This window comes from Mycobacterium sp. IDUB_36 (assembly GCF_055419225.1).
Map to the genome: position 1 here is coordinate 643,749 of NZ_JBVAXH010000001.1, position 26,690 is coordinate 670,438.

28 protein-coding genes and 1 pseudogene are annotated in these 26,690 nt (G+C 67.6%); 8 read left to right on the forward strand and 21 right to left on the reverse strand.

Annotation, left to right across the window (positions count from 1 at the left end; all coding sequences use genetic code 11):
* Positions 1–15 precede the first annotated feature (15 nt).
* The gene (locus ACZYW1_RS03075; protein ID WP_463783173.1) at positions 16–435 is read left to right on the forward strand and encodes a MarR family winged helix-turn-helix transcriptional regulator; all 420 of its coding nucleotides are present in this window, start codon (positions 16–18) and stop codon (positions 433–435) included.
* On the opposite strand, the gene ACZYW1_RS03080 is transcribed toward ACZYW1_RS03075, so the two are convergent.
* Genes ACZYW1_RS03080 through rpsB form a run of 3 tightly spaced genes read right to left on the reverse strand, consistent with a single transcriptional unit; the run spans position 432 to position 3,520 of the window.
* Positions 432–1,841 (reverse strand): amidase, encoded by a 1,410-nt coding sequence (locus ACZYW1_RS03080; protein WP_463783174.1) that lies wholly within the window; start codon positions 1,839–1,841, stop codon positions 432–434. The two genes, ACZYW1_RS03075 and ACZYW1_RS03080, sit on opposite strands and share 4 nt — an antisense overlap.
* A gap of 10 nt (positions 1,842–1,851) precedes the next feature.
* Positions 1,852–2,667, reverse strand: coding sequence for a translation elongation factor Ts (tsf, locus tag ACZYW1_RS03085; RefSeq protein ID WP_463783176.1), 816 nt, complete (start codon positions 2,665–2,667; stop codon positions 1,852–1,854).
* A 13-nt stretch (positions 2,668–2,680) separates the two neighbouring features.
* Positions 2,681–3,520 carry a 30S ribosomal protein S2 gene (gene rpsB / locus ACZYW1_RS03090; RefSeq protein ID WP_463783178.1) on the reverse strand — a complete coding sequence of 280 codons (840 nt, stop codon included), beginning with the start codon at positions 3,518–3,520 and terminating at the stop codon, positions 2,681–2,683.
* 268 nt (positions 3,521–3,788) lie between these two features.
* Between rpsB and ACZYW1_RS03095 the strand changes: the two genes are divergently transcribed.
* Complete coding sequence (locus ACZYW1_RS03095) at positions 3,789–4,280, forward strand: M23 family metallopeptidase (protein WP_463783180.1); 492 nt, start codon at positions 3,789–3,791, stop codon at positions 4,278–4,280.
* Positions 4,281–4,321: 41 nt separating this feature from the next.
* On the opposite strand, the gene ACZYW1_RS03100 is transcribed toward ACZYW1_RS03095, so the two are convergent.
* The 6 genes from ACZYW1_RS03100 to ACZYW1_RS03125 are packed head-to-tail and all read right to left on the reverse strand — an operon-like array spanning position 4,322 to position 10,372.
* Positions 4,322–5,224 (reverse strand): tyrosine recombinase XerC, encoded by a 903-nt coding sequence (locus ACZYW1_RS03100; protein WP_463783182.1) that lies wholly within the window; start codon positions 5,222–5,224, stop codon positions 4,322–4,324.
* A gap of 32 nt (positions 5,225–5,256) precedes the next feature.
* Positions 5,257–6,417, reverse strand: coding sequence for a lactate 2-monooxygenase (locus ACZYW1_RS03105; RefSeq protein WP_463783183.1), 1,161 nt, complete (start codon positions 6,415–6,417; stop codon positions 5,257–5,259).
* Between the two features lie 40 nt (positions 6,418–6,457).
* The gene (locus ACZYW1_RS03110) at positions 6,458–7,306 is read right to left on the reverse strand and encodes a siderophore-interacting protein (RefSeq protein ID WP_463783185.1); all 849 of its coding nucleotides are present in this window, start codon (positions 7,304–7,306) and stop codon (positions 6,458–6,460) included.
* A gap of 50 nt (positions 7,307–7,356) precedes the next feature.
* The gene (gene dprA, locus ACZYW1_RS03115) at positions 7,357–8,496 is read right to left on the reverse strand and encodes a DNA-processing protein DprA (RefSeq protein ID WP_463783186.1); all 1,140 of its coding nucleotides are present in this window, start codon (positions 8,494–8,496) and stop codon (positions 7,357–7,359) included.
* The gene (locus tag ACZYW1_RS03120) at positions 8,493–10,004 is read right to left on the reverse strand and encodes a YifB family Mg chelatase-like AAA ATPase (protein ID WP_463783187.1); all 1,512 of its coding nucleotides are present in this window, start codon (positions 10,002–10,004) and stop codon (positions 8,493–8,495) included. Before ACZYW1_RS03120 ends, dprA begins: the two co-directional genes overlap by 4 nt.
* Positions 10,004–10,372 (reverse strand): YraN family protein, encoded by a 369-nt coding sequence (locus ACZYW1_RS03125; RefSeq protein WP_463787654.1) that lies wholly within the window; start codon positions 10,370–10,372, stop codon positions 10,004–10,006. The genes ACZYW1_RS03120 and ACZYW1_RS03125 overlap by 1 nt, the downstream gene beginning before the upstream one ends.
* Before the next feature lie 338 nt (positions 10,373–10,710).
* On the opposite strand from ACZYW1_RS03125, the gene ACZYW1_RS03130 reads away from it, so the two are divergent.
* The 3 genes from ACZYW1_RS03130 to ACZYW1_RS03140 are packed head-to-tail and all read left to right on the forward strand — an operon-like array spanning position 10,711 to position 13,942.
* Entirely contained in the window at positions 10,711–11,010 is a 300-nt protein-coding gene (locus ACZYW1_RS03130; RefSeq protein WP_463783189.1) for a PE family protein, read from the forward strand.
* A 14-nt stretch (positions 11,011–11,024) separates the two neighbouring features.
* Complete coding sequence (locus ACZYW1_RS03135; protein WP_463783191.1) at positions 11,025–12,338, forward strand: PPE family protein; 1,314 nt, start codon at positions 11,025–11,027, stop codon at positions 12,336–12,338.
* A gap of 32 nt (positions 12,339–12,370) precedes the next feature.
* Positions 12,371–13,942, forward strand: a complete 1,572-nt coding sequence (locus tag ACZYW1_RS03140; protein WP_463783193.1) for a Na+/H+ antiporter — start codon at positions 12,371–12,373, stop codon at positions 13,940–13,942.
* A 20-nt stretch (positions 13,943–13,962) separates the two neighbouring features.
* On the opposite strand, the gene ACZYW1_RS03145 is transcribed toward ACZYW1_RS03140, so the two are convergent.
* Positions 13,963–15,927: an APC family permease gene (locus tag ACZYW1_RS03145; RefSeq protein WP_463787655.1), complete on the reverse strand. Its 1,965-nt coding sequence runs from the start codon at positions 15,925–15,927 to the stop codon at positions 13,963–13,965.
* A 276-nt stretch (positions 15,928–16,203) separates the two neighbouring features.
* A pseudogene (locus ACZYW1_RS03150) lies at positions 16,204–18,123 on the reverse strand (APC family permease); the annotation flags it as partial.
* A gap of 144 nt (positions 18,124–18,267) precedes the next feature.
* On the opposite strand from ACZYW1_RS03150, the gene ACZYW1_RS03155 reads away from it, so the two are divergent.
* Entirely contained in the window at positions 18,268–19,017 is a 750-nt protein-coding gene (locus ACZYW1_RS03155) for a GAF and ANTAR domain-containing protein (protein WP_463783196.1), read from the forward strand.
* A 12-nt stretch (positions 19,018–19,029) separates the two neighbouring features.
* On the opposite strand, the gene ACZYW1_RS03160 is transcribed toward ACZYW1_RS03155, so the two are convergent.
* The 4 genes from ACZYW1_RS03160 to rplS all read right to left on the reverse strand — a co-directional run bounded on the left by ACZYW1_RS03160 (position 19,030) and on the right by rplS (position 21,376).
* Complete coding sequence (locus ACZYW1_RS03160; RefSeq protein WP_007171389.1) at positions 19,030–19,335, reverse strand: DUF2469 domain-containing protein; 306 nt, start codon at positions 19,333–19,335, stop codon at positions 19,030–19,032.
* Entirely contained in the window at positions 19,332–20,108 is a 777-nt protein-coding gene (locus ACZYW1_RS03165; RefSeq protein WP_463783199.1) for a ribonuclease HII, read from the reverse strand. Before ACZYW1_RS03165 ends, ACZYW1_RS03160 begins: the two co-directional genes overlap by 4 nt.
* Before the next feature lie 2 nt (positions 20,109–20,110).
* Positions 20,111–20,962, reverse strand: a complete 852-nt coding sequence (lepB, locus tag ACZYW1_RS03170) for a signal peptidase I (RefSeq protein WP_463783201.1) — start codon at positions 20,960–20,962, stop codon at positions 20,111–20,113.
* Between the two features lie 72 nt (positions 20,963–21,034).
* Positions 21,035–21,376 (reverse strand): 50S ribosomal protein L19, encoded by a 342-nt coding sequence (gene rplS, locus ACZYW1_RS03175; protein WP_463783203.1) that lies wholly within the window; start codon positions 21,374–21,376, stop codon positions 21,035–21,037.
* Between the two features lie 252 nt (positions 21,377–21,628).
* On the opposite strand from rplS, the gene ACZYW1_RS03180 reads away from it, so the two are divergent.
* A complete protein-coding gene (locus ACZYW1_RS03180; RefSeq protein WP_463783205.1) occupies positions 21,629–22,507 on the forward strand; it encodes a hypothetical protein in 879 nt (292 codons plus the stop codon).
* Here ACZYW1_RS03180 and trmD read toward each other — a convergent pair.
* From trmD to ACZYW1_RS03210, 6 genes are all read right to left on the reverse strand, one after another.
* Positions 22,504–23,193 carry a tRNA (guanosine(37)-N1)-methyltransferase TrmD gene (trmD, locus tag ACZYW1_RS03185; protein ID WP_463783207.1) on the reverse strand — a complete coding sequence of 230 codons (690 nt, stop codon included), beginning with the start codon at positions 23,191–23,193 and terminating at the stop codon, positions 22,504–22,506. The two genes, ACZYW1_RS03180 and trmD, sit on opposite strands and share 4 nt — an antisense overlap.
* A gap of 10 nt (positions 23,194–23,203) precedes the next feature.
* Complete coding sequence (gene rimM, locus ACZYW1_RS03190) at positions 23,204–23,725, reverse strand: ribosome maturation factor RimM (protein ID WP_463783209.1); 522 nt, start codon at positions 23,723–23,725, stop codon at positions 23,204–23,206.
* Between the two features lie 12 nt (positions 23,726–23,737).
* Positions 23,738–23,980 (reverse strand): RNA-binding protein, encoded by a 243-nt coding sequence (locus ACZYW1_RS03195; RefSeq protein WP_025736282.1) that lies wholly within the window; start codon positions 23,978–23,980, stop codon positions 23,738–23,740.
* Positions 23,981–23,987: 7 nt separating this feature from the next.
* Positions 23,988–24,509, reverse strand: a complete 522-nt coding sequence (rpsP, locus tag ACZYW1_RS03200) for a 30S ribosomal protein S16 (RefSeq protein WP_463783211.1) — start codon at positions 24,507–24,509, stop codon at positions 23,988–23,990.
* A gap of 192 nt (positions 24,510–24,701) precedes the next feature.
* Positions 24,702–25,133 (reverse strand): nuclear transport factor 2 family protein, encoded by a 432-nt coding sequence (locus ACZYW1_RS03205; RefSeq protein WP_463783213.1) that lies wholly within the window; start codon positions 25,131–25,133, stop codon positions 24,702–24,704.
* A gap of 51 nt (positions 25,134–25,184) precedes the next feature.
* Entirely contained in the window at positions 25,185–25,658 is a 474-nt protein-coding gene (locus ACZYW1_RS03210) for a carboxymuconolactone decarboxylase family protein (RefSeq protein WP_463783215.1), read from the reverse strand.
* 86 nt (positions 25,659–25,744) lie between these two features.
* On the opposite strand from ACZYW1_RS03210, the gene ACZYW1_RS03215 reads away from it, so the two are divergent.
* A complete protein-coding gene (locus ACZYW1_RS03215; RefSeq protein WP_463783217.1) occupies positions 25,745–26,620 on the forward strand; it encodes a D-alanyl-D-alanine carboxypeptidase family protein in 876 nt (291 codons plus the stop codon).
* Positions 26,621–26,690 lie beyond the last annotated feature (70 nt).

Sequence of the window (26,690 nt, forward strand, 5' to 3'; positions counted from 1 at the left end):
GTCAACATTATTGATATGGGCGCAACCGAGGACGCACCGCTGGGGTATCTGCTGTTTCAGGTCATGGCCACGCTCCGGCCGGAAGTGTCGGCCGCGTTGAGTCCGCTGAGCCTGACGCTTCCCGAATTCGTCTGCATGCGAATGCTTTCCATGAATCCCGGGCTGTCCAGCGCGGAGCTGGCCCGGCTGGGCAATGTCTCTCCTCAGGCGATGAACACGGTGTTGCACCGGCTGGAGAACGCGCACTACGTGGCGCGTCCCGCCTCGGTGGCCTCTGGGCGAGCGCTGCCCGCATCGCTCACCGCCGATGGTCGGGCGCTGTTGAAGCGGGCCGAGGCCGCGGTCGGCGAGGCCGACGCGCGCGTCCTGGCCAAGCTTTCTGCACCGCAGCAACGCGAGCTCAAACGAATGCTGGCGACCCTGGGGCCCGACTAGGTCTGCTGGTCGATCCGCGCCCAGGGCCGGGCGCTTTCGAGTTCGTATGCCAGCTCCAGCAAACGGGCTTCGTGCCCGGTCGAGGCGGAGAACATCATTCCGACCGGCAATCCGTTGGCGGACATCGCCAACGGTAGCGAGATGGCCGGCTCCCCCGTCACGTTCTGGAGCGGCGTGAACGCGACCCAGCCCTGTAGCCGGTCGATGATCTGTTCGTAGTCGGCCATCGGGTCGAGATAACCGATCTGCGGCGTCTCGTCGGCCAACGTCGGTGTCAGCACCACGTCGTAGGTGCGAGCCAGGCGCGTCGTATACCGGCGCGTGCGGGACAGTCGCAGCAGCGCGAGCGGAACCTTGTGCAGGTTGCGTTGCGCGTGCCGATGCAGGCCGCGAGTCAGATTGTCCAGCCGGGTCACGTCGAATTCTGGGTAGGCCCGCTTGTTCTGCTGGATTTGACCCAACGCCAGCAAACCCCAGTACAACACGAAGTCGGGCACGAAACTAGTTGGCACTGGCGGCTTTTCGAGATGATCGACGCGGTGGCCGAGCTCTTCGAGCAGGCTCGCCGTTTTCAACGTGAGCTCGCGAACCTCGGGGCTGGATTCCCGCAGCAGCGAATGGGTGACCGCGGCGATCCGCAGCCGCTTGGTGCCGGGGTGCTGCACGTGACCGATCAGCGGGAGCTTGGTGGCCGGCCAGATGCGCTCGGCTTCCGCGTAGAACGCCGCGGTGTCGCGCACCGATCGGCTCAGCACACCGTTGGCAACAATCCGGATCGGCATCTGCCGAACCTCTTTGTCCAGCGGCAGTCGACCACGCGATGGCTTGAGACCGACAAGTCCGTTGCACGATGCGGGGATTCGAATCGACCCGCCGCCGTCGTTGGCATGCGCAATCGGCACCACGCCCGCGGCCACGAATGCGCCCGAGCCTGACGACGAGGCACCGGCGGTGTGGTCGGTGTCCCATGGATTGCGTACCGGTCCCAGCCGGGGATGTTCGGCCGAGGCGCTGAATCCATATTCCGACATCCGGGTCTTACCCAGCGGCGTCATCCCGGTAGCCAGGTACATCCGGGCGAATTCGCTGTCGGCGTCGGCGGGTCGCGGCGGCCACGCGTCGGTCCCGCGCATCGTCGGCAGCCCGCCGACATCGACATTGTCCTTGACGAAGGTCGGGACACCGCTGAACGAACCCGCCGCCGGCGGCGCCTGCGCTTGCGTCCGGGCGCGGTCAAACGCGTTGAACGCCAAGCCATTCAGCGAAGCATTGACCGACTCGGTCCGGGCGATGGCCGCCTCGACGACTTCTGCGCGGCTTAGCCCACCGGATTCGACGGCCTCGGCCACCCCGACTGCGTCGAGGTGGCCGAGAGCGTCGTCGCCGAATGCGTGGACATGTCGCATTCGGCTGATGCTACTGCTGGCCGACCTCGAAGCGGACGAACCGGGTGACGGTGACTCCGGCCTCGTCGAGCAGCGCCTTGACGGACTTCTTGCTGTCCGACACCGAAGGCTGCTCCAACAGGACAGCGTCCTTGAAGAAACCGTTCAGCCGGCCCTCGACGATCTTGGGCAGAGCCTGCTCCGGCTTGCCCTCTTCCTTCGCGGTCTCCTCGGCGATGCGCCGTTCGCTGGCCACGACGTCTTCGGGCACGTCATCGCGCGACAGGTAGCGCGCCTTGAGCGCGGCGATCTGCAAGGCAGCAGAGTGCGCGGCCTCTTTCTCCCCGCCCGTGTACTCCACCAGCACACCGACGCCGGGGGGCAGGTCGGCGGCGCGCTTGTGCAGGTAGGTCTCGACGGTGCCGTCGAAGTAGGCAGCCCGGCGCAGCTCGAGCTTCTCGCCGATCTTCGCCGACAGCTCGGCGATGACCTGCTCGACCGTCTTGTCGCCGATCTTGGCAGCCTTGAGCGCGTCGACGTCAGTCGCCTTGGCGGCAGCCGCCGCGGTGACGATCTCGTCGGCGACCTTTTGGAACTCCGCGTTCTTGGCGACGAAGTCGGTCTCGCTGTTGAGCTCGATCAGCGCGCCGTCCTTGGCCGCCACCAGACCTTCGGCGGTGGCGCGCTCAGCGCGCTTGCCGACGTCCTTGGCGCCCTTGATCCGCAACGCCTCGACGGCCTTGTCGAAGTCGCCGTCGCTTTCGGCGAGGGCGTTTTTACAGTCGAGCATGCCGGCGCCGGTCAGCTCACGAAGACGCTTGACGTCGGCAGCGGTGAAGTTGGCCACTGCTCAGCCTTTCCTACGAAGATTCGGTGGTTGATTCAGATGCGACCGCGGCGGCCTGCTCGGCCGGCGCGGCGGTGGCGGTAGCCGACGCGAGCAGCTCCTGCTCCCATTCGGCCAGCGGCTCGGCACCCTCGGCGTCGGGCTTGCCGTCGGCGCGGCCCACACCGGCCCGCGCCTGCAGGCCTTCGGCCACCGCGGAGGCGATCACCTTGGTCAGCAGAGCCGCCGAGCGGATCGCGTCGTCGTTGCCCGGGATCGGGTAGTCGACCAGGTCCGGGTCGCAGTTGGTGTCCAGGATCGCGATGACCGGGATGCCCAGCTTGCGGGCCTCACCGACGGCGATGTGCTCCTTGTTGGTGTCGACGACCCAGACCGCCGACGGAACTTTCGCCATGTCGCGGATACCGCCCAGGCTGCGGTCGAGCTTGTTCTTCTCCCGGGTCAGCATCAGGATTTCCTTCTTGGTGCGACCCTCGAATCCACCGGTCTGCTCCATCGCCTCGAGCTCCTTGAGGCGCTGCAGGCGCTTGTGCACGGTGGAGAAGTTGGTCAGCATGCCGCCCAGCCAGCGCTGGTTGACGTACGGCATGCCCACCCGGGTCGCCTCGGCGGCGATGGATTCCTGCGCCTGCTTCTTGGTGCCGACGAACAACACCGAACCACCGTGCGCGACAGTCTCTTTGACGAACTCGTACGCCTGGTCGATGAAGGTCAGCGTCTGCTGCAGGTCGATGATGTAGATGCCGTTGCGGTCGGTGAAGATGAACCGCTTCATCTTGGGGTTCCAGCGACGGGTCTGATGCCCGAAGTGGGTGCCGCTGTCCAGCAGCTGCTTCATGGTTACGACAGCCATGGTGGCCATGTCCTTTGTGCTCGGTTGATGCCCGGCGACGGGTGTAGTCGGGCCCTGGCGACTGCTGCGAAGCCGAACCCGCCGGTGCTGCTCGGAGGCGGGACCGCTCGGCACGCGGTGCGAACTCCTAATGGAACGGGAGACGCGGTGCAGACGCGCGAAGTCAGCTCGTGGTACGGGCTGCGCACAGAAGTTTACACGCCGCGGCCAGGTGCTTTGTCCACAGCGCTGGCTGGCCGCTGCGTGGGCGGCACGATGAACTGAGCGAGTGCGATGGACGGCGACGATCTCGGTCTTGCTGCTGGTCTGCGCCCTACCTGCCGGCGCCGAGGTAGTCCGGCTGCAGTGGCCGCTGCGGCCGGAGCCGCGGGTGGTGCGGGCGTTCGATGCCCCGTCACCGAACTGGACCCGTGGTCACCGCGGTGTGGACCTGGCCGGGGCGGAGGGTCAGCCGGTGTACGCGGCCGGCGACGCGACGGTGGTGTACGCCGGAACACTGGCCGGCCGCCAGCTGGTGTCGCTGTCCCATCCGGGCGGCCTGCACACCAGCTACGAGCCCGTCCGGGCCACCGTGAGAGTCGGGCAACGCGTGGCCGCTGGGACCGAGATCGGTGAACTGCTCACCGGGCACGCCGGTTGTTCGGCCCCGGCCTGCCTGCACTGGGGCGCGATGTGGGGCCCGGCCTCGCGGGCCGACTACGTCGATCCGCTGGGGCTCTTGGCGTCGACACCGGTTCGGCTCAAGCCGCTGCATCGCTAGAACGCCGCTTCGAGCGACAGTCCCGGCTGCCCTCACCCGCCTCAGGCCCGGGGATGGGCCTGGTCGTGCACCGCCCGCAGCCGGGCCACGGTGACGTGGGTGTAGAGCTGCGTCGTGGCCAGGCTCGAATGGCCCAGGAGTTCTTGCACGATGCGCAGGTCGGCACCGCCTTCGAGGAGATGGGTCGCCGCGGTGTGCCGCAGTCCGTGCGGGCCCATGTCCGGTGCACCCTCGACTGCGCCGACCGTCTGGTGCACCACGGTCCGGGCTTGCCGAACGTCGAGTCGTCCGCCCCGCGCCCCGAGCAGCAACGCCGGGCCGGATTCCGGGCTGACCAGCGCCGGACGGCCGTCGGCCAGCCATGCCCGCAGCGCGTCCGCGGCCGGCTCGCCGAACGGCACACTGCGCTGCTTGTTGCCCTTGCCGAGCACCCGCAGTATCCGGTGCCCGGTGTCGATGTCGTCGATGTCCAGCCCGCACAGCTCACTCACGCGAATACCGGTGGCGTACAACAACTCGACGATCAGACGGTCCCGCAGGGCCAGCGGATCGCCCTGCTGTGAACCGGATTTGGCCGCCGACATGGCGGCCAGGGCCTGGTCCTGCCGCAGGACCGAGGGCAGCGCCCGGCGCGCCTTGGGCACCTGTAACCGGGTCGCCGGGTCACCGGCCAGCAGTCCGCGTCGCACCGCCCACGCGGTGAACGTCTTGACCGCCGAGGTGCGACGGGCCAGCGTGGTGCGGGCGGCGCCGGCTCCCGCCCCGGCCGCCAGCCACGACCGCAGGATCGGCAGGCTCAGTGCCTGCAGGCCGGCATCCGGTGCGCGCTCGGCGAGGAACGCGAACAAGGACCGCAGGTCGCCCAGGTACGCGCGGCGGGTGTGCGCCGAGCGCAGGCACTGCAGGTCCAGGTAGCTGTCGAACTCGTCGAGGATCGCCTCCACTACCTCACGGTCGCAAACACACGCGCTTGCGCTCAGATGACGCGCCGCAGAGTGTCCGGAGTGAGATCTTTCAGCGTCGGATAGCCGTCGACGGCCATCGTGAGGTCGGCTTCGGCCAGGAGCGACCGCAAAACGTGCTCGACGCCGTCGACGCCGTCGAGCGCCAGGCCGTAGGCGTACGGCCGCCCGACGCCGACCGCGGTGGCACCGAGAGCCAGCGCCTTGACCGCGTCGGCGCCGCTGCGGATCCCTGAGTCGAACAGCACCGGCAGCCCGTCGGCCGCCTCCACCACGCCCGGCAGGCAGTCCAGCGCGGGCAGTCCCCCGTTGGCCTGGCGGCCCCCGTGGTTGGAGCAGTAGATGCCGTCGACCCCGCCGTCCTTGGCCCGGCGCGCATCCTCGGGGTGGCAGATCCCCTTCACGATCAGCGGCAGCGTGGTCAGCGAGCGCAGCCACGGCAGGTCGTTCCATGTCAACGGGTTGCCGAAGATCGAGATCCACTTCAGCACCGCGCCCTGCGGATTCTCCTCCGGGCTCTGCGCCAGGCTCGCCCGGAAGACGGGGTCACTGGTGTAGTTGCTCAGACACTTGCCACGCAGTTGGGGAAAGTTCGACGTGCTCAGATCGCGTGGGCGCCAACCGGTGACCCAAGTGTCCAGCGTGACGACGATGCCCTTGAAACCGGCGGCTTCGGCACGATGCACCAAGCTGGCGGCCAGATCCCGATCGGTCGGGGTGTAGAGCTGAAAGAAGCCGGGCGTGTCACCGAATTCACCGGCGACGTCTTCGAGCGGGTCCTCGGTGAGCGTCGACATCACCATCGGCACCCCGGTGCGGGCCGCGGCGCGGGCGGTGGCCAGATCGCCATGGCCGTCCTGCGCGCACAGGGCGATGACGCCGATCGGCGCCATGAACAGCGGGCTCGGCAATGTCAGACCGAACAGGTCGACGCTCAGATCGCGTTGGGCGGCGCCGACGAACATCCGCGGAACAAGACCCCAGCCCTGAAACGCTTCGGCGTTGGCCCGTTGGGTGCGCTCGTCGCCGGCCCCGCCTGCGACGTACGACCAGATCGACGGCGGCAACGCCTTCTCGGCCTTGGCTTCGAGCTCCGCGAAGACCATCGGCAACTTGGGCACCACTCCGCCGAGGCCCTGCAGGTAAATCTCGTTCTGATAGTCGCCGAATGCCATGCGACGAGCATGCCAGCCGACGGCTCGGGCGGACAGTGCCCTACTGGGCTCCGGCCTCGGCCGCGGCGAGTTCCTTCTTCCACTGCCGGAAGGTCTCCTCGGTGCGACCACGCCGCCAATACCCCGAAATCGATGCCCACTTCGCCTCGACGCCACGCTCTTTGCGGATGTAGGGCCGGAGATTGTGCATGACTGCCTGCGCCTCACCGTGGACGAAGGCATGTACCTGGCCGGGCAGCCAGAAAGCCGTCTTGACCGCTTCCACCAGCGGCGCGTTGTCACCGGCCCGGTCAGCTCCGACCAGGTCGGCCCGGCCGCCCCGGTACAGCCAGTTGATCTGGACACCTTCCGGTGCGGTCAGCGGAACTTCGTCCTCGGGTTCGGCGATCTCGATGAAGACCTTGCCAATTGCATTGGCGGGCAGCGCTTCCAGCGCAACACTGATCGCCGGTAGCGCGGTCTCGTCGCCGGCCAGCAGATGCCAATCGGCCGTCGGGTCGGGGGCATAGGCCCCGCTCGGGCCCATCAGGTACATCGGCTGCCCGGGTTGCGCTGTCGCCGCCCATGGTCCGGCGGCGCCATGGTCGCCGTGCACCGCGATGTCGACCGCGATCTCGCGGGCGGCCGGGTCCGCGCGCCGGACCGTGATGGTCCGCACCACCGGCTTCCTGGCTTCCGGCAGACCGTTGAAGGAGTCCAACGTCAGGGGGCGCGGCAGTGCGGCCACGTCGACGTCATCGGCCACGAAAATCAGCTTGACGTAGGAGTCGGTGAATTCGCTGGGCGTGAATGTGTCGAAACCGTTGCCGCCCAGTACAACCCGGACCATGTGAGACGTGAGTTGTTCGGTGCGCACCACTTCGAACGTGTGCACTGGTCGACCTGCCACCTGGATCCTCTCGTTCGGCACCGCCCCACTCGACTATAGAGGCGCGCGTTTCATGCCGGTTGCCTACGAGTTCGGACGATCCGCCAGCAGCCGTCCTGACGTTCGGCCAGGCCGGCGATCTCGAGCATCGCCAACGGGGCCAGGATCCGGGCCGGATCTATTGCGGCGGCGATCGCAATCTCGTCGACAGTGGCGGCGCCGCGTCCAGGTAGCGCCTCGTAGACCCGCCGTTCCACGTCGTCCAGTCCGTCGAGGGGATTCGCCGGACCGCTCGGTTCGGAGCCGAGTTCACCCATCCGGCCGACCAACTCGACGACATCCTCGGCGCGGGTGATCAATTCGGCGCCGCCGCGCAGCAGCGCGTGACACCCGCTCGATGCCGAAGAGGTCACCGGGCCGGGCACTGCCCCGACGACTCGGCCCAGGGCTCGCGCCCAGGCGGCGGTGTTGGCGGCGCCGCTGCGCAAACCCGCCTCCACCACCACCGAAGCCCCCGCGGCGGCGGCCACCAGCCTGTTGCGGGTCAGGAAGCGGTGCCGGGCGGGCCTGACTCCCGGCGGGTATTCGGTGACCAGCAGTCCGTCCCGGGCGATGCGATGGAGCAGCGCGGAATGACCTGCCGGATAGGGAATGTCGATTCCGCCGGCGAGCACCGCCACCGTGATGCCGTCGACGGACAGGGCGGCCCGGTGCGCCGACCCGTCGATACCGTAGGCGCCACCGGAGATGACCGCGACATCGCGCTCGGCCAGACCGACGGCGAGGTCGGCGCAGACATGCTCGCCGTAGCTGGTCGCGGCACGGGTTCCGACGATGGCCGCAGCGCGTCGTGCGGCGTCATCGAGTCGTGCCGGGCCGAGTAGCCACAGCGCAAGTGGAGGCCTGCCCTCGGCTTTGGCTGCGACCGGCGCTCCGTGGAACGCCGTGAATTCCAGCGTCGGCCACTCGTCGTCCGCTGCGGTGATCAAGCGACCACCACGACGTGCGAGGAGCTCGAGATCTTCGGCGGCCCGGTCGATGTCGCGCCTGGCTTGAGTGCGTCGGGCCAGGGCGTCGTCGACAGCGCCGCGCCGCACTCGTTCAGCGGCCTCGACCGGCCCGACCGCGGCCGCCAAGGCGGCGAGTTCCGCGCAGGGCGGCTCCACCACCCGGGACAGGTACGCCCACGCGCGCTGAATCGTGTCGGTCATCGCGACGCCCCGGGCTGGCGGAAGCTGAGCGCGGTGGCCACCTCGTCGCGTCCCGGTGACGTGCGCCCGGCAAGGTCGCTCAGCGTCCACGCGACCCGCAGTGTCCGATCGAGCCCGCGGATGCTCAGCACCCCGCGATCCAGCGCCGACCGCAACGGCTCCATCGCCGCGTTGCCGAGCCGGAACCGGCGTCGTAGCAGTGTTCCGCTCACTTCGGCATTGGTCCGGAACCCATGCTCGTGCCAGCGCTGCGCTGCGGCGTCGCGGGCCACCGTCACGCGGTTGCGGACCTGCTCCGTCGACTCGGCCTCGGCGGTCGAGAACACGCTCATTCGCACGGGATTCATCTGCACCCGCAAATCGACGCGGTCGAGAAGTGGCCCGGACAACCGGCCGAGATAACGACGCTTCACCGTTGCCGCGCAGAGGCAGTCTTGCGGGTCGGCCGGCGCGCACGGACACGGATTGGCCGCCAGCACCAACTGGAAGCGTGCCGGATAGCACGCCACACCGTCGCGGCGGGCAAGCCGAATCTCGCCTTCTTCCAATGGCGTTCGCAACGCCTCCAACGCTCTGACGCCGATCTCCGCGCACTCGTCGAGAAAGAGCACGCCGCGGTGGGCCCGGCTCACGGCACCGGGCCGGGCCGTTCCGGTGCCACCGCCGACGAGGGCGGCCACGCTCGAGCTGTGATGCGGCGCCACGAACGGGGGCCGGGTGATCAGCGGTGTCGCATCGGAAAGCAGCCCGGCCACCGAATGGATCGCGGTGACCTCGAGGGACTCGCCACCCGACAGCGACGGAAGTATTCCGGGAAGGCGTTGTGCCAGCATGGTTTTACCAACTCCGGGCGGCCCGGTCAGCATCAGATGATGCGACCCGGCGGCGGCGACCTCCACCGCGAATCGCGCCTGAGACTGCCCTACCACGTCAGCCAGATCCGCGGGTTGCTCCGTGTCGGGAATCGACTTACTGGTCGATTCGTCAAGGCGCGCAGCACCATTGAGCCAGCCCAGCAGTTGCCCCAGCGTGCGCACACCCCAGACCTCGATACCGTCGACAAGGCTTGCTTCGGGCAGGTTTTCCACCGGTACCACCGCTGTCCCCCAGCCCGCGCTCTTGGCCGCCAGCACCGCCGGTAGCACCCCGCGGACCGGACGGACCCGGCCGTCGAGTGCGAGCTCGCCCAGCACGACCGCGGCCTGCAGTTGCCGCCAAGGCTTTTTCCGCTGCGCGGACAACACCGCGGCGGCCAGGGCCAGGTCGTACACCGATCCCATTTTCGGCAGCGTCGCCGGTGAGAGCGCCAGCGTCAGACGCGACATCGGCCAACTGTTGTTGCAGTTGGTGATCGCGGCGCGCACCCGGTCACGAGACTCTTGCAGCGCGGCGTCCGGAAGACCCACCAGGTGCACACCGGGCAGGCCGGAAGTGATGTCGGCTTCGATCTCGACGATCTGACCGTCCAGGCCCAGCACCGCGACCGAGAACGCCCGGCCGAGGGCCATCAGCCGACGCCTTGCAGATGGGTGAGCTCCGGGTTGCGCCGCCGACCGATCCGCACGCCGATCACGTCGATCCGCACCGCCGTCCAGCCCTGATCTTGAGCGGCCAACCAGATTCCGGCCAGCCGACGCAGCCGGCGGGCCTTCTGCGGGGTCACCGCCTGCGCCAGCCCGCCGAAGCCGTTACCGGTACGGGTTTTGACCTCGACGAAAATCACCGTGTCGGTGACCGGGTCGACGGCGATCACATCCAACTCGCCGTAACGGCAGCGCCAGTTCCGGGCCACGATCCGCAGCCCGAGATCACTCAGGTGCTCGACGGCCAACCGCTCACCGAGCGCGCCGACCTCGGCCCGCGTCATCATCGTCATGCCGTCACCTTGTGGCAGCACGCCGACGAAGATCTCCGCCGCACCCCGCCCACGGCGCGTGATCGGCGGGTTATCCCCAGTCAGCCGGTAATCCACAGCACCCTTGCGTGCCGCGTTGATATGCCGATAAACCGTGGTTAGCATCGCGTTCAGGTGAAAAAGCTCGCCTTGACCGCCATTCCGGCTGGTGGCTTTTCCCGACCGCACTGCGCTAGAAGGCGGGTGGTAACCGTGAGTCACGGTCCCGCTGCGTTGCGGCCAATTCTACCGATTCACTTGCTGGCGTGTGGTATTCGCGCGTCTGCATTCGCATGTCGCGTCCACCGAGAGGAAGTCCGATGTTGTATGTCACCACCCACCCCGAAGCACTGACCGCCACCGCCGTCACCTTGGCCGGCGTCGGGGCGAATCTGAGCGCCGAGAACGCCACCGCCGCGGCACCGACGACGGGAGTCGTGCCGCCCGCCGCCGACCAGGTTTCGGCGCTGGCGGCGGCCCAATTCGCCGTCCACGCCGAGATGTATCAGGCGATCAGCGCACAGGCTGAGGCCATTCATCGGCAATTCGTCAGCACGCTCGAGGCCAGTGCGATGTCCTATGCGTCGGCCGAAGCGGCCAATGCCGTGGCGACCGGTTAAGACAGGCCGGGACAATGGATTTCGCAATGTTACCGCCGGAGGTCAATTCCGCGTTGATGTATGCCGGCCCTGGGGCAGGGTCGATGTTGGCAGCGGCCTCGGCGTGGGACGGTCTGTCTGCCGAACTCCAGTCGACCGCGGCGACCTACCGGTCGGCGATCGCCGAACTCACCGGCGGGCCGTGGCTCGGCCCGTCGTCGGCGGAGATGGTGGCGGCAGCCACCCCCTATCTGGAGTGGATGACCGAGGCGTCCGCGCAGGCCGAACACACCGCGATCCAAGCCCGGGCGGCGGCGGCAGCCTATGGATCGGCGTTCGCGATGACGGTGCCCCCGGCGGTGATCGCGGCCAACCGGAGTCTGCTGATGACGCTGATCGCGACCAACGTGCTCGGGCAGAACACCGCGGCCATCGCGGCCACCGAAGTCCAGTACGCCGAAATGTGGGCCCAGGATGCCACCGCCATGTACGGGTATGCCGGTGCGGCGGCCGCGGCATCGACGCTGACGCCGTTCACCGAGCCGCCGCCGACCACCAATCCGTCCGGCGGAGCGCAGCAGGCCGCCGCGGCCGGTCAGTCGGTCGTGTCGAACGGCGCGCGGGTGCTCGCTGCGATTCCGCAGGCGCTGCAGGCCGCCGCGGCGGCGCCCGCCGCCACGGAAGTGGCCGACCTGCTGCCGTTGGTGACGATCCCGCTGACGGCAACCGCCGTCACCACCGGGACGGTCGGCATCACAGCGTCCTTCACTTCGTTCGGTACCACCTACCGCGGCCTGCTCATCAACGCCGACCGCGACTACGACAACGGCAAAGGCCCCTTCACCGGCAACGGCGTAGGCGGGACGATGTTGCCGCAGTGGATTGTCAATGGCACCGGCGGCGTCGGCGCGCCCTCGGACGCGGTTCCGGACACCGAGGGCCGAATGGGCGCGGCGAACAAAGTCGGCCGGTTGTCGGTGCCGTCGGGGTGGACCACGGCCGCGCCCGAAATCCGGCCGGCCGCCTACACACTGCCCATCACCAGCGCCGCAGCCGCTCCGGAGATGGGTGGCGCCGGAAACCTGTTCAGCAACATGGGCCTCGCCGGCGCGGCCGGCGGCGCGGTCGGCAGCACCGCATCCGTCGGACGCGGTAATGAGCGGGTGCGGATGCCCGCGCGAACCAGCCCGAAGTCGTCACCGCAACCGCCGACAGAGGCGGTGGCGGCGATCGCGACCGAGTTGCAGGAACTCGCCACGCGGGCCCAATCGTTGCTGGCCAAACTGGCCGAGTCCGGGCTGCTGACCACCGAGGAGGTGACCGCGCAGAAACGGCGCTTCCTGGGCTGACGCCTCTAGGCTGAGTTCCGGGAGGTGCGGTTGTGAATCCGGCGGGTTTCGGTGTCCTGCTGCTGTGTGGACCGCTGGCAGTGGTCGCCGCTGTCTGGCTGGCCGAGCGGGTCGGAGTGCCGTATCCCGTTCTGCTGGTCGCTGCCGGCGCGATTCTCGCCTGGCTCCCGGGCATCAAAGTCCCGCAGCTGGCACCCGAGATCGTCTTCTACGTGTTCTTGCCACCACTGCTGTACTACGCCGCGTATTTCATTGCGCCAGATGATCTTCGGGCTAGTGCGCGGCCGATCGGCCTGCTGTCGGTAGGGCTGGTGGTGGTCACCACCGCGACCGTCGCCGGGGTTCTGCTGGGTGTCGTAGGCGTGCCGCTGGCCGCCGCGATGGTGGCCGGCGCGGTGGTCGCGCCCACCGACGCGGTCGCGGCGACCTCGGTGTTCAAGCGGCTGGATGTGCCGGAACGGCTCGCGACGATCGTCGAGGGCGAGGGGCTGACGAACGACGGAACCGCCCTGGTCGTCTACGCCGGCGCGGTCGGCACCGCGATGGCCGGCGTGGTCCACCCCGGCCCGCTGATCCTGACGCTCCTGATTGCGCCGGCGGGCGGCGCTGCCCTCGGACTGGCCGTCGGATGGCTCGCGGTGCAGCTGCGGCGCCGGATCGACCATTCGATGTTGGAGATCACCGTCTCGCTGATGACCCCCTACCTGACGTACGTGCTTGCCGAGGGCGCGCACCTCTCGGGCGTGCTGGCGACCGTGACCGCCGGGGTGTACATCGGTTCGCACCTCAGCGCCATCTACACCCCGGGCGTGCGCCTGCAGGCCTTCGCGTTCCTCGACGCGCTGGTGTTCCTGCTCAACGCGGTGCTGTTCACGCTGGTCGGGATGCAGCTGGTGCGATCGCTGCACTGGGTGCCCGGCATACCCGCGACGCGGGTGGTGGCCGCCATCGCGGCCGTGATCGTCGTCGTCGTCGCGTCGCGGCTGGTGTGGATGCTGTCCGGTCCGGTCACCTCGCGACTGTTCAGGCGATCGGCCGACGCACCCGCCTGGAGCGAGCGGGTGGTGGTCGCGTGGGCCGGAATGAGGGGCGGTCTCTCACTGGCGGCCGCGCTGGCGATTCCCTTGCGGCTCAGCGACGGACGGCCATTTCCCTACCGCGACCTGATCATTGTGATCGCCGCCTCGGTGATCGTCGCGAGCCTGCTGATCCAGGGCACCAGCCTGCCCTGGCTGCTACGACGGCTCGGCTTACGGTCGGACGATTTCGGCACCGCCGACAACAAGGCCCGGCTGAAAGCCGCACGGGCGGCGCTGGCGTGGATCGACGAGCACGAGGACGCCGACGACGCCGATGAAGCCTTCCGGTCGGCCCGTTCGCTGTACGAAGCCAAGGTGCGTCGGCTGCAGCTCAGCCCGACCACCGAGGACAACGACGATGACGCCCAGGAGATTGAGCGATACCGGGCCCTGCGGTTGGCGCTGATCGGGGTCGAGCGATCGGTGCTGCTGTCGTTGCGACGCGACGGCCGCATCAACGCGACGCTGTTACGCGCCATCGAGCGCGATTTCGACCTCGAAGAGGCCCGGCTCAGCGGTTCGTGACCGCGGCCGATCCGGCGAGCTCAGCCCTTGACGGCCGGCTCACCCTTCGCGGTGTTTTTCTGCAGCCGCGCCTCGGCGGTCGCCTGCGCAATCCGCGAACCCACGTCGTAGGCCACGATCTGCGCAGTCGCGCCGTCGACCCGGCTGACCGCGCCGGCCATCTTGTCGGCAGTCCGGTCATGCAGCAGGCGGCCGACCAGCGGCGCATAAGTGCGCCGCGGCAACAGCACCGTCACCTTCGTGCTGGGATCGTCCTCGATCTCGCGACAGACCAGTTCCTGCGCCGTTCGACTGAGGTTGCGGTCCGGGCACTCGAGCATGAGCAGCGGGATCTCGTCCTCGAAGTGCTCCCACCGTTCCTGCAGCCGCTGCGCGTGGCGGGTGTCGATGATGAAGTGCACGGCGGTCAGCTTGTCGGCGTGCAGCCCGCTCGCGTAGTGCAGCGCTTCGATCGTCGCGAAGTCGAAGTGGTCCACCAGGACGACGACGGTGTGGTGCGGATGCTTGACCACGTCTTGCCGCTCGGTCAGCTGCATCTCCAAAACCGCGTTCTCGCTGCGGTATTCGCGGTTCAGGCGCATCAACGCGACCACCAGGATCGGGAACACCACGCACACCAGCCAGGCGCCCTCGGTGAACTTGGCGATCGCGAAGATCAGCACGATGATCGTCGACAGGATGGCCGCGGACAGGTTGATCGCCAGCTTGCCGCGCCAACCGGATTCACGATGGCCGAGGTGGTATTTCGTCATGCCGTAGCCGCAGATCGAGAAGCCCATGAAGACGCCCATGGCGTACAGCGGCACGACCGCGTCGACCGAGCCGTCGGTGATGAGGACCAGGGCCGTGGATGCCACGGTGAGCACGATGATGGCGTTGGAGAACACCAGCTTGTGCCCGCGCTTCATCATCGGCCGCGGCAGGAAGCTGTCCTCGGCGACGAAGCTGGTCAGCGCCGGGAAGCCGTTGAAGCTGGTGTTGGCGCCGAAGAACAGGATCAGCGCGCTGGCCGCCTGCAGCAGTGCGAACAGGATGTTGCCGATGGGTCCCTCGCCGAAGACCGCGCGGGCGATTTCGGAAAGCATCGACGGGTAGCCGGCGGCGTAGGGAGTCGCGTGGGTCACGTGGGCCAGCCAGATCACACCGAAAAGCAGGAATCCCAGGAGACAGGCCATCATGGTCAGCGCCTTGCGGGCATTGGGGCCCTGTGGCTGACGGAAGACGTTCACCGCGTCGGCGATCGCCTCGACACCGGTCAACGAGGTGCCACCGTTGGCGAACGAGCGCAGCAGCACCAGGATCGTGGCGCCCATGATGAAGCCGTTGCCCTGATGGATCGGCACCGATCCGGCGATGTGCTCGGGGTCGTACGTCTTGAGGGTTCCAACGATCTCGCGGATCACTCCGGTCACGATCAACGTCGTCATCATCGCGGCGAAGGCGTACACCGGGACCGCGAACAGTCGGCCGGCCTCTTTCATGCCGCGCAGGTTTCCGAACGAGAGCAGCAGCAGCGCTCCGACGGTGATCTCGAGGTGGTACGGGCCCAAGCTGGGGATCGCCGAAACCACCGCCACCGTGCCTGCCGAGCACTGGATGGCCACGGTCACGACGTAGTCAATCAGCAGGGCGGCCGAGGAGAGCTGGGCGATTTTCGGGCCGAAGTTCGCCCGCGCCACCACGTACGAACCACCGCGCTGGGTGTAAACCATCACCACCTGCCGGTACGACGCGGTGACCAGCGCCAGAATCAGCAGGATGACGCCACCGAGCGGAAGGATCAGGGTGAACGCCGCAAGTCCGGCGGCAGGCAGCAGCTCGATCAGAATCTGCTCGGGACCGTAGGCCGTCGACGACACTGCGTCGGGCGAAAGAGCGCCCAGCGCAACGGGATTGGACAGCGCCTCGTGCTCGAGGTCCTCGTTGATCAGCGGCTTGCCCAGGAAGAACCGTTTCCACGCGTCGGTGAAACTCGGCGGGGCCATGTGCTCGTCTGCCAGCTCTACCACGGTGATGCTCTTCCCCACCCTCACGGTCCAAAATTCTTACGCGATACTTACGCTCGTGAAGGGTAGCGGCTCTACGGGTGATTAGCAGACTCAAGGAGCCAGGAGCAACGCTTATTCTCAGCCAATTACCAGGACACCGCAGCGCACCTGGCAGGCGGTGACTCAGTTGGCCGGCGTGCTGGCCTGCCGTTTTCCCGACGACTCGGCGGATCGACCGGCGACGTCACCGTCGGCGGCCCGAAGCGTCCGCGCGACCCGCGACCCCACGTCGTAGGCCAGAATCTGGGCGCTGGCTCCCGGGATCCGGCTGATCACCCGCGCGATCATGTCCGCGGACCGGTCGTGCAGCAATCGGCCGGCGAGCGGTGAATACATCCGTCGGGGCAGCAGGACGGTCACGGTGCTGTCCGGATGGTCCTCGATGACGTTCGCGACGAACCGCGCCGCGGCGCGCCCGAGCTGCCTGTCCTCGCAGTCGACCATCCGCAGTTCAGTCGTCTCGCCGAAGCGTCGCCAGCGAACCTGCAATCGTGCGGCCAGGGCCTCGTCCAGCACGAAGTGCACGGCTGTCAGCCGTTCGGCGTCCAATCCCTTTGCGTAGCGCATGGTTTCGACTTCGGCCAGGTCGATCGAATCGATGAACACCAGCACGCGATGCGACGCGGGCACAGTCACCTCGCGACGCTGGGCGTGCGACATCTCGAGCACCGACGCCTCCGCCCGATACTGCTTGTTGAGCCGAATCAGCAGGAATACCAACGCGGGAAAGACGACCACGATCAGCCAGGCGCCTTCGGTGAATTTTGCGATCGCGAAGATCAGCACCACGGTCGTCGACAACAATCCGGCGGACAGGTTGATCGCGAGCTTGCGCCGCCAACCGCTGTCCCGTTGTGCAAGATGGTGTTTCGCCATTCCGTAGCCGGCCATCGCGAATGCGCTGAAGACACCCATCGCGAACAGCGGCACCAGGGCGTTCACCGACCCACCGGTGGCCAGCAACAGCGCCACGGCCAGGACCGTCAACAGCAGGATGGCGTTCGAGAACACCAGCCGATGGCCGCGTTTCATCAGCGGTCGCGGCAGGAAGCTGTCCTCGGCGACGAAGTTCGCCAGCGCGGGGAATCCGTTGAAGCTGGTGTTGGCGCCGTTGTAGAGAATCGCCGCACTCGCGGCCTGCAACGAGAAGAACAGGATGTCGCCGACGAGACCGTGGCCGAAGACGGCGTGGCCGATTTCGGACAGCATCGAGGGGTAGCCGGCGACGTAGGGAGTCGCGTGCGTCACGCACGCCAACCACGCGACGCCGGCCAACAGCAACCCCAGCGTCCAGGCCATCATCGTCAGCACCCGCCGGGCGTTACGGCCCTCCGGAGCCCGAAATAGGTTGACGGTGTTGGAGATTGCCTCTACGCCGGTCAGCGACGATCCTCCGTTGGCGAACGCCCGCAGCAGCACCAGCACCGTCGCCCCCATCACCAGGCCGCTGCCCTGATGCACCGGAACCGCGCCGGCGAGGTGGGCGGGGTCGTAGGTCGGCAGACCCCCGAACACCTCACGTACGACCCCGACCACGACCATCAGCGCGAGCATCGCGATGAACCAGTACGTCGGCACGGCGAACGTCCGGCCGGCCTCGCGCAGCCCGCGCAGGTTGGCAAAACAGAAGATCAGCACCGAACCGACGGTGATCTCCAGGCTGTAAGGGCCCAGCGCCGGCAGCGCGGAGGCCACGGCGACCGTGCCGGCCGCGCATTGGATCGCGACCGTCACCACGTAGTCGATCAACAGCGCCGCAGCCGCTATTTGCGCCACCCGTGGTCCGAAGTTCTCGCGGGCGACGACGTAGGATCCGCCGGCCCGGGTGTAGGTCATCACCACCTGCCGGTAGGACGCCGCGACCAGCGCCAGGATCAGCAGAATCACCCCGGTCAGGGGTAGTAGCAGCACGAAGGCCGCCATCCCCGCCGCCGGTAGCAACTCGACCATGATCTGCTCGGGGCCGTAGGCGGTCGATGAGATTGCATCGGGTGAAAGTGCGCCCAACGCAACAGGATTGGACAGCTTTTCATGCTGGAGCTCGTCGGTGATCAGCGGCTTGCCGAGCGCGATACGCTTCCATACGTCGATGTACGACGGCGCGATCCTCTGCGCGGCAGCCGGAACTGTCATCAGCCATTCCTAGCCGATCGCGGGGTCCCTGGCGGTCATCCTTACGGCATCTTGACGGGCCCGGAACGGCCGCGTTCAGGCGAGACCGCAACCGAAACGTCCATACGGTCGCCAGCAGTCGAACGGGCTTGGAATGATGTACCGGTGACCGACGCAGCAAAGAACGGTACCGACGTGGAGCCCACGGCAGCAGACCCTGCCACGGTGTTCTCCGCGTTGGCCAAGATCATCTACCAGGGCTCGGAGTCGAGCCAGGTCTACGCGGCCATCTGCGTGGCCGCGACGCTGGTGGTCACCGGCTGCGATCACGCGAGCCTGCTGGTGCGCCGGGATGGCCGCTACGTCACCGTCGGCGCCAGCGACGGCATCGCGCAGCGCATCGACGACATGGAGCGAGCGGCCGGCGACGGACCGTGCGTGGACGCGATCGAAGAAGAGACGCCACAAATCGAAACCGACCTGACCACCCCCACGCAGTGGCCGCAGCTGGCCGCCAAGATGGTCGCCGAGACACCTGTTCGCGGTGCCATGGGGTTCCGGATCCTGGTGGACAAACGCAAGACTGGGGCGCTGAACCTGTTCAGCGACACCCCCGGGGTCTTCGACACCGAGTCCGCCGGCCAGGCCATCGTGCTGGCGTCGTTCGCCAGCGTGGCGATCAACGCCGTCGCGCAGGGCGAGGACGTGTCCACGTTGCGCCGTGGGCTGCTGTCCAACCGCGAGATCGGCAAGGCCGTGGGGATGCTGATGATGCTGCACGGCGTCGACGAGCAGGAGGCGTTCAACGTGTTGCGCCGGTATTCGCAGGATCTGAACATCAAGCTGGCCGACGTGGCCCGTACCGTGATCGACGGTCGCGGCAAGCCGTCGTTCGGCGGAGGCAACCGGGGTTAGCGCCCCGGCACGCTATTCGGGCAGCCGCAGCTCGGGCTTTTCGACCTCTTCGATGTTCACGTCTTTGAAGGTCACGACACGCACCTGCTTGACGAATCGGGCCGGCCGATACATGTCCCATACCCAGGCATCGGAGAGCCGCAGCTCGAAGTAGACCTCGCCGTCGGCGTTGCGGGGCACCATCTCGACGCTGTTCGCCAGGTAGAACCGGCGTTCGGTTTCCACCACGTAGCTGAACTGCCCCACGATGTCTTTGTATTCGCGGTACAGCGAGAGCTCCATCTCGGTTTCGTACTTTTCGAGATCTTCGGCACTCATCGGCTCAGCCGTCCTTCTCCGTCCCGCGCTTGACTGACCTGATCCATCTTTCCCCACTCACTATCGATCTGCCGACCCGGCTCGCATGTTTGACATTCCGCCACTGTCCGAACACCCGTGGCGGATGCCACCCGCCGGACGTTGATGAACGACTGCCGGTGCTGCGGGCACGGGCCCAGCTCGTTGAGCGCAGCCGAGTGCGCCGCGGTGCTGTAGCCCTTGTGGACCGCGAAGCCGTAGCCCGGGTGGTCCGCTTCCATCGCCACCATCAGCCGATCCCGGCTGACCTTGGCGAGCACACTGGCCGCGGCAATGCACGCCGCCGCGGCGTCGCCGCCGATCACCGGCAACGACGGCACCGCCAGCCCCGGCACCCGGAACCCGTCGCTGAGGACGTAGCCGGGTCGCATCGGTAGCCCGGCGACCGCGCGGCGCATCCCCTCGAGGTTGGCCACGTGTACGCCGCGCCGGTCGACCTCGGTCGACGGGATGAACACCACGTGGTACGCCAGCGCATATCGCCGGATCAGCGGAAACAGCCGCTCCCGTGACGCTTCGGTAAGCTTCTTCGAATCGTCAAGGGCAGCAAGACTTTCCAGCCGGTTCGGGCCCAGCACGCAGGCGGCGACCACCAGCGGTCCGGCGCAGGCGCCCCGCCCGACCTCGTCGACGCCGGCCACCGGCCCGAGCCCGCTGCGGTACAGCGCCGACTCCAGGGTGCGCAGCCCTGATGATTTGCGGATCACCGTCCGCGGCGGCCAGGTGGTGGCCATGGTCAGTGATTCTGCTGAGGATTCACCGAGCGCACAGCACCCCATCGCGAGGGCGGCCAGACGATGAATCGCGCCTTGCCGATGACGTTGTCGACCGGCACTGTGCCGGCCATCGGGTCACCGGTGCACAGCAATCCGTTGATCGCGTCGCCCGGAGTGCTGGTGCAGTGGGCCCGCGAGTCGGCCGAGTGGGTGCGGTTGTCCCCCATCACCCACAGGCGTCCCTGCGGGACGTGGACGGGGCCGAACTCCGGTCCGAGGCAGGGGTAGACGGCCGGATCGGCGTTGAGCGTGGCCGGGTCGAGGTAGGGCTCGTTCAGGCGTTTGCCGTCGACCGTCAGCCCGGTGTTGTTGCGGCACTGCACGGTCTGACCGCCGGTCGCGACCACCCGCTTGACCAAGTCGTTCTCGTCGGGCGGCACGAAACCGATGAACGACAGGGAATTCTGCAGACCCCGGATGACCCCGTTGTGCGAGCGAATGGACTTGTAGCCCACGTTCCACGGCGGCGGACCCTTGAACACGATGACGTCGCCGGGATGCGGCGTGCCGAAGTCGAAGGTGATCTTGTCGACCATGATCCGGTCTCCGACACATCCGGCGCAGCCGTGCAGCGTCGGCTCCATCGATTCGGACGGGATCAGATACGGGCGGGCTACGAACGTCAACATGACGTAATAGAGCACCAGGGCGATGACCGCGAGGACGACGGTTTCACGCAGCGCCGCCCGCTTCTTGCCGCCCGGCTGATCGTCCGCGTCCGGATCTGGGGCGGACGGCGACGTCGTCGAGACTTCCGGATCGGCCGGTCGGGAAACGGGTTGGCCCTCAGGCGAGTCGGTCGTCTCAGTCACGGCTTCAGCGTAGCCAGCATCACCGCGCGATTCGGCACGGCCGCCGCTGAATCGCCGACGGAGCGCTGAATATCAGCGCTTCTCCTTGATCTTCGCCTTCTTGCCGCGCAGCTCGCGCAGGTAGTAGAGCTTGGCCCGACGAACGTCACCGCGGGTGACGACGTCGATGTGATCGATGTTGGGCGAGTGCACCGGGAAGGTCCGCTCGACGCCCACGCCGTAGCTCTCCTTGCGGACGGTGAAGGTCTCCCGGACCCCGCCACCCTGACGGCGCAGCACGACGCCCTTGAACACCTGGATGCGCTCTTTGGCACCCTCGATGACCTTCACGTGCACGTTGATGGTATCGCCGGGGTGGAATGGCGGGTGGTCGTCGCGCAACGACGTCTTGTCGAGGAAGTCCAGAGTGTTCATGTCGGACGACACTTCCTTGCGGGTCGCGGCTGCGTGCCGCTGCTCGCCGCGACAAGCGCGTGAGCAGGCAACTCAGCCGATGGATTCGGACATCTGGGAGTCTCGCGGTGGGCGGAGGCAAGCCGGCCGGCCGACAACCGCCGGAGACAACTGGTCAATTGTGCCAGATCGGGTCCACGCAGCGAAATCACGGCGAATCGCCGTTCTCTTCTACTGAGGCGCGACGTGGCGAATGATACGTGTGTGCATGCAATGACCACTCCCCCGCGGCTCCCGTTGCTGCTCATCGCCGCGGCGGCGATGCTGACGGTGGCGACCAGCGGCTGCGCGAGGGCGTACGGCGGCCCCGACGATGCACCACCGGCCGTCCAGGGCGTGGACGCCCCGACCGGGGCGGCGGCCGGCGGCCTGGCGGCGCGGCTCACCCAGGCCACCGCCGACGCCGCCGCTCAGGGGGCCACGATCTCGGTCGCTGTGCTCGACAGGGTGACCAACCACGTGGTCTCCAACGGCAACGACCAGCCCGTCGCGATCGCCTCGGTGGCCAAGCTGTTCATCGCCGACGACCTGCTGGCGCAGCACGACGGCCCGCTCGTGGCGGCCGACCGTCAGGCGCTCGACAGCATGCTGCGGTCGTCGGACGACGGTGCCGCCGAGACGTTCTGGGCGGCCCGTGGCGGCGATGCGATCATCAGCAGCGTCGTGAGCCGGTACGGGCTGACGTCCACCGCCGCTCCCGGCGACGGACAGTGGTGGAACACCATCAGCTCGGCCTCGGATCTGGTGCACTATTACGACGCGTTGCTCAATGGCTCCGGCGGGCTCGGCGGCGAGCGCGCCCGGATCATCGTCGACGATCTGGCCGGGTCGACCGCCAACGGCGCCGACGGCTACCCGCAGCGATTCGGCATCCCCGACGGCCTCTACGCCGAGCCGGTCGCCGTCAAGCAGGGCTGGATGTGCTGCATGGACGGCGCCAGCTGGATGCACCTGTCCACCGGCGTGGTCGGCGCCGACCGTAGATACGTGGTGGTGATCGAGTCGCTGCAACCCTCCGACGCCGCGACGGCACGCGCAACCATCACCCAGGCCGTCAAAACGATGTTCCCGGGCGGGCAGGTCAGCGTCTAACCGCGGTCGCGCCGCCACAGGTCTGGACGGCGCTCCCGGGTGCGCTCCTCGGCGACACGTCGACGCCAGGCGTCGACGCGGGCGTGATCGCCGGACAGCAGCACCTCGGGGACATCGAGTCCACGCCAGCTCGGCGGACGGGTGTAAGACGGTCCCTCGAGCAAACCGTCGGAGTGCGAATCGTCCCGGTGGGACGCGGGATTGCCCAGCACGTTCGGCCGCAGGCGTAGCACGGCCTCGATCATCACCAGCGCCGCCGACTCGCCACCGGGCAACACGTAGTCCCCGATCGACACCTCCTCGACCCGCATTCGCGTGGCGGCATCCTCGGCGACCCGCTGATCGATTCCCTCGTAGCGGCCACAAGCGAACACCAGATGCGATTCACCGCTCCAACGCTGTGCGGTCGACTGCGTGAAGAGCGTGCCGGCCGGCGTCGGGACGATGAGAAGGCTTTGCGGCGAACAGATCTCGTCAAGCGCGTCACCCCACACCGGCGCCTTCATCACCATGCCCGGTCCGCCACCGTACGGCGAGTCGTCGACCGAGCGGTGCACATCGTGGGTCCACCGCCGAAGGTCGTGCACCTCGACGTCGACCAGACCGGACTCGATTGCCCTGCCCGGCAACGACTGTCGTAGCGGATCCAGATAGGACGGGAAGATCGTGACGACGTCGATTCTCATACCGGCGCCCTCAACCGTCCATATCCAGCAGACCATCCGGAGGATCGATGTCGATCACACCGTCCGCCAACGACACCGCCGTGACGATGGCGCTGACGAACGGCACCAGCAACTCCGGCGCCGGCTCGCGTTTGACCGCCAGCAGCTCGCCGGCCCCGGTGTGTAGAACCTCTGTCACTGTGCCGATTTCGACACCAGCGGTCGTTCGCACCCGCAGACCCTCGAGTTGGTGGTCGTAGTAGGTGTCGTCTTCGTCGATGGGCGGCAGGTCCGCCGAGTCGATGAGGAACACGCTGCCGCGCAGCGCGTCCGCCGCGGTGCGGTCGGCCACGCCGGACAGGCGGACCAGCAGACGATTCCCGTGCGGGCGGACCGTATCCACGGTGTAGCTGTGTTCGCGGCGATCAGATCCCTTGGCGCGCAGCACAGCACCCGGAGCGAACCTGAGCTCCGGGTCATCAGTGCGTATGTCGACGACGAGTTCGCCGGTGACGCCGTGCGCCTTGACCACGCGCCCGACTGTCAACTCCACGGAAATTCTCCGCTACTGGTCGGTGTCCACCACGTCGACACGAATGCCGCGGCCACCGATGCCGGCGACCAGCGTGCGCAGCGCTGTGGCGGTACGTCCACCGCGACCGATGACCTTGCCCAGATCCTCGGGGTGGACGTGTACTTCGACGGTCCGGCCACGCCGACTGGTCACCAGGTCGACGCGCACGTCGTCCGGGTTGTCGACGATCCCACGGACCAGATGCTCGACGGCGTCGACGACGACGGTGCTCATCTGCCGGTCAGCTCTCGGTCGCGGGTTGGGCCTGCTCGGCGGCAGCCGGGGCGGCTTCCTCGGCGGGCTTCTCCGCGGCATCGGCCGCCGGGGCCTCGTCGGCCGGCTTGTCGGCCTTGTCTGCCGCGGCCTTCTTCGCCGGCGCCTTCTTCTGCTTCGGCTTGGCGGCCTCGGTGTCAGGCGCGCCGTCGGCAGCGGCCAGGGCGGCGTTGAACAGCTCGAGCTTGGACGGCTTGGGTGGCGCGACCTTCAAGCGGCCCTCGGCACCGGGCAGGCCCTTGAATTTCTGCCAGTCACCGGTGATCTTCAGCAGCTTGAGGACGGGCTCGGTGGGCTGTGCGCCGACCGACAGCCAGTACTGGGCGCGCTCGGAGTCGATCTCGATCAGGCTCGGCTCCTGCTTGGGGTCATAACGGCCGATGACCTCGATGGCCCGGCCTTCGCGCCGGGTCCGCGAGTCGGCAACCGCGATGCGGTACTGCGGGTTGCGGATCTTGCCCAGCCGGGCGAGCTTGATTTTTACAGCCATGGTGAAGCCAATCTCCTACTGGTGTCACGCTGCAATTCAGCGATTCGTGCGGGAATGCCCGAATCCGGTTTTGCCTCGCGTGTGTGACCGGCGAACAAGCACCGCACCTGGCGGTGGGTCGCGCGACGGACAGCCGCTCATTGTGCCAGAGCCTGGCCCCGAGTCAGAAATTCACTCCGGCACAGGTGGCCGCTAGAGGATTTTCTGGAAGCACTTGGTCTCCACGCGGCGGGTCATCCGCCAGCCGTCGGGGGTCCGGCTGAATTCGTCGTCGTACCAGAGTCCGCAGAACATCACCTGTTCCTGGTCCTTCTGTTTCGTCCCCGGCAGCACCATCGGGTTGAAGCAGATCGTCCTCGACGACGCGGTGTCGCCGTCGACGCGGACTGAGAAGTTACCCAGCATGTGCGCGTACATCGGGAAGTTGGGCAGCACCTCGGCCAGCCAGGCCTTGACCTCGGGATACTTGCCTTCAATGCCGCCGAGGGCGGTGTAGTCGATGTGGGCGTCGGGAGTGAAGACCGCGTCGAGATCGTCGAAGCGGCGGGTGTCGATCGCGGTCGAGTAGTCGGTGATCAGCTGCTGGATCTCCAGGCGGTCCGAAATCTCTTCCAGGCTCAACATTCTTCGATTGAACACGACCGGCAACGCGATCCCGCGTACTTTGGCCGGCCGTCAGGCGTGCGACGTCGTCGCGGTCGCGGCAACAGCGCCCGGTGGCGTGCGGAAGCTGATGGCCAGCCTGTTGTAGGCATTCATCAGTCCGATCGCGATGGTGAGATCCGCGAGTTCCTTCTCGTCGAAATGCTGCGAAACCTGCGCGTACGCGCTGTCGGGCGCGCCCGTGGTCGATATCTGGGTGACGACCTCCGCCCAGGCGATCGCGGCGCGCTCGCGGGCATCGAACAGTTCAGCCGCTTCGCCCGACACCGGCACCAGGGCGATCTTCTCCAGCGAAACCCCCGAATCACGCAGTTCGCGCGAATGCATGTCGATGCAGTACGCACATCCGTTGATCAGCGACACCCGCAGGTAGACCAGTGTCAGCAGTACCGGCGGCAGACCTGATTGGCCGAGGTAGACGTGCACGCCGCCCAGCGCTTTCACGCCGCGAGGGGCAGCCCGCGTGTAGTCCAGTCGTTCGCTCATCTTCGCCTCCGCTCGAATCCCGGCCCGATCACGCCCGGCCAACCGGAACTGGGCGTCGCGCACCTCGGAAGTTAAACTTTGCGCCCATGCAAAAGCTCATGGCAACAGTCGCCGCGTTGTTCGCGGTCGCCGCCGTCGGCACTGCACCGATCTCGTCAGCCGACGTCGCGGTCCAGCCGGTCGGCTCGGAACCGATTCCCGATGGTCCGGCGCAGACATGGCTGGTGGCCGACCTCGATTCGGGCCAGATACTGGCGGGGCGCGACGAGAACCTGCGCCACCCACCCGCGAGCACCATCAAAGTCCTGCTGGCGCTCGTCGCCCTCGACGAGCTGAGCCTGGACGCCACGGTGGTCGCCGATCCGGCCGACGCCCAGGCCGAATGCAACTGCGTGGGCGTCAAAGCGGGCCGCTCGTACACCACGCGGCAACTACTGGACGGCCTGCTGCTGGTGTCGGGCAACGACGCCGCCAACACGCTGGCGCACATGTTGGGCGGCGTAGGCCCGACGATCGCGAAAATGGACGCCAAAGCGGCGTCGCTGGGCGCGGTGAACACGCACGCCACCACGCCGTCGGGCCTGGACGGCCCCGGCGGGTCGGGCTGGTCGACGGCGCACGATCTGGCGGTCATCTTCCGCGCCGCGATCGCGAATCCGGTGTTCGCTCAGATCACCGCCGAGCCTTCGGCGCTGTTTCCCGGCGACAACGGCGAGCACCAGATCGTCAACCACGACGAGTTGCTGACCCGCTACCCGGGGGCGATCGGCGGTAAAACCGGGTTCACCGACGCCGCGCGCAAGACCTTCGTCGGCGCAGCCGCCCGCGGCGGTCGCCGGCTCGTGATCGCGATGATGTACGGCTTGATACACGAGGGCGGGCCGACGTATTGGGACCAGGCCGGCAACCTGCTCGACTGGGGGTTCGCCCTCAACCCGCACTCGGGAATCGGCAGGCTGTAGCCCATATTCAACAGTTGTCGTAGATTTCGGATAGTCTTCCTATGCCGTGGCATTCTATTGTGCAGAAGTC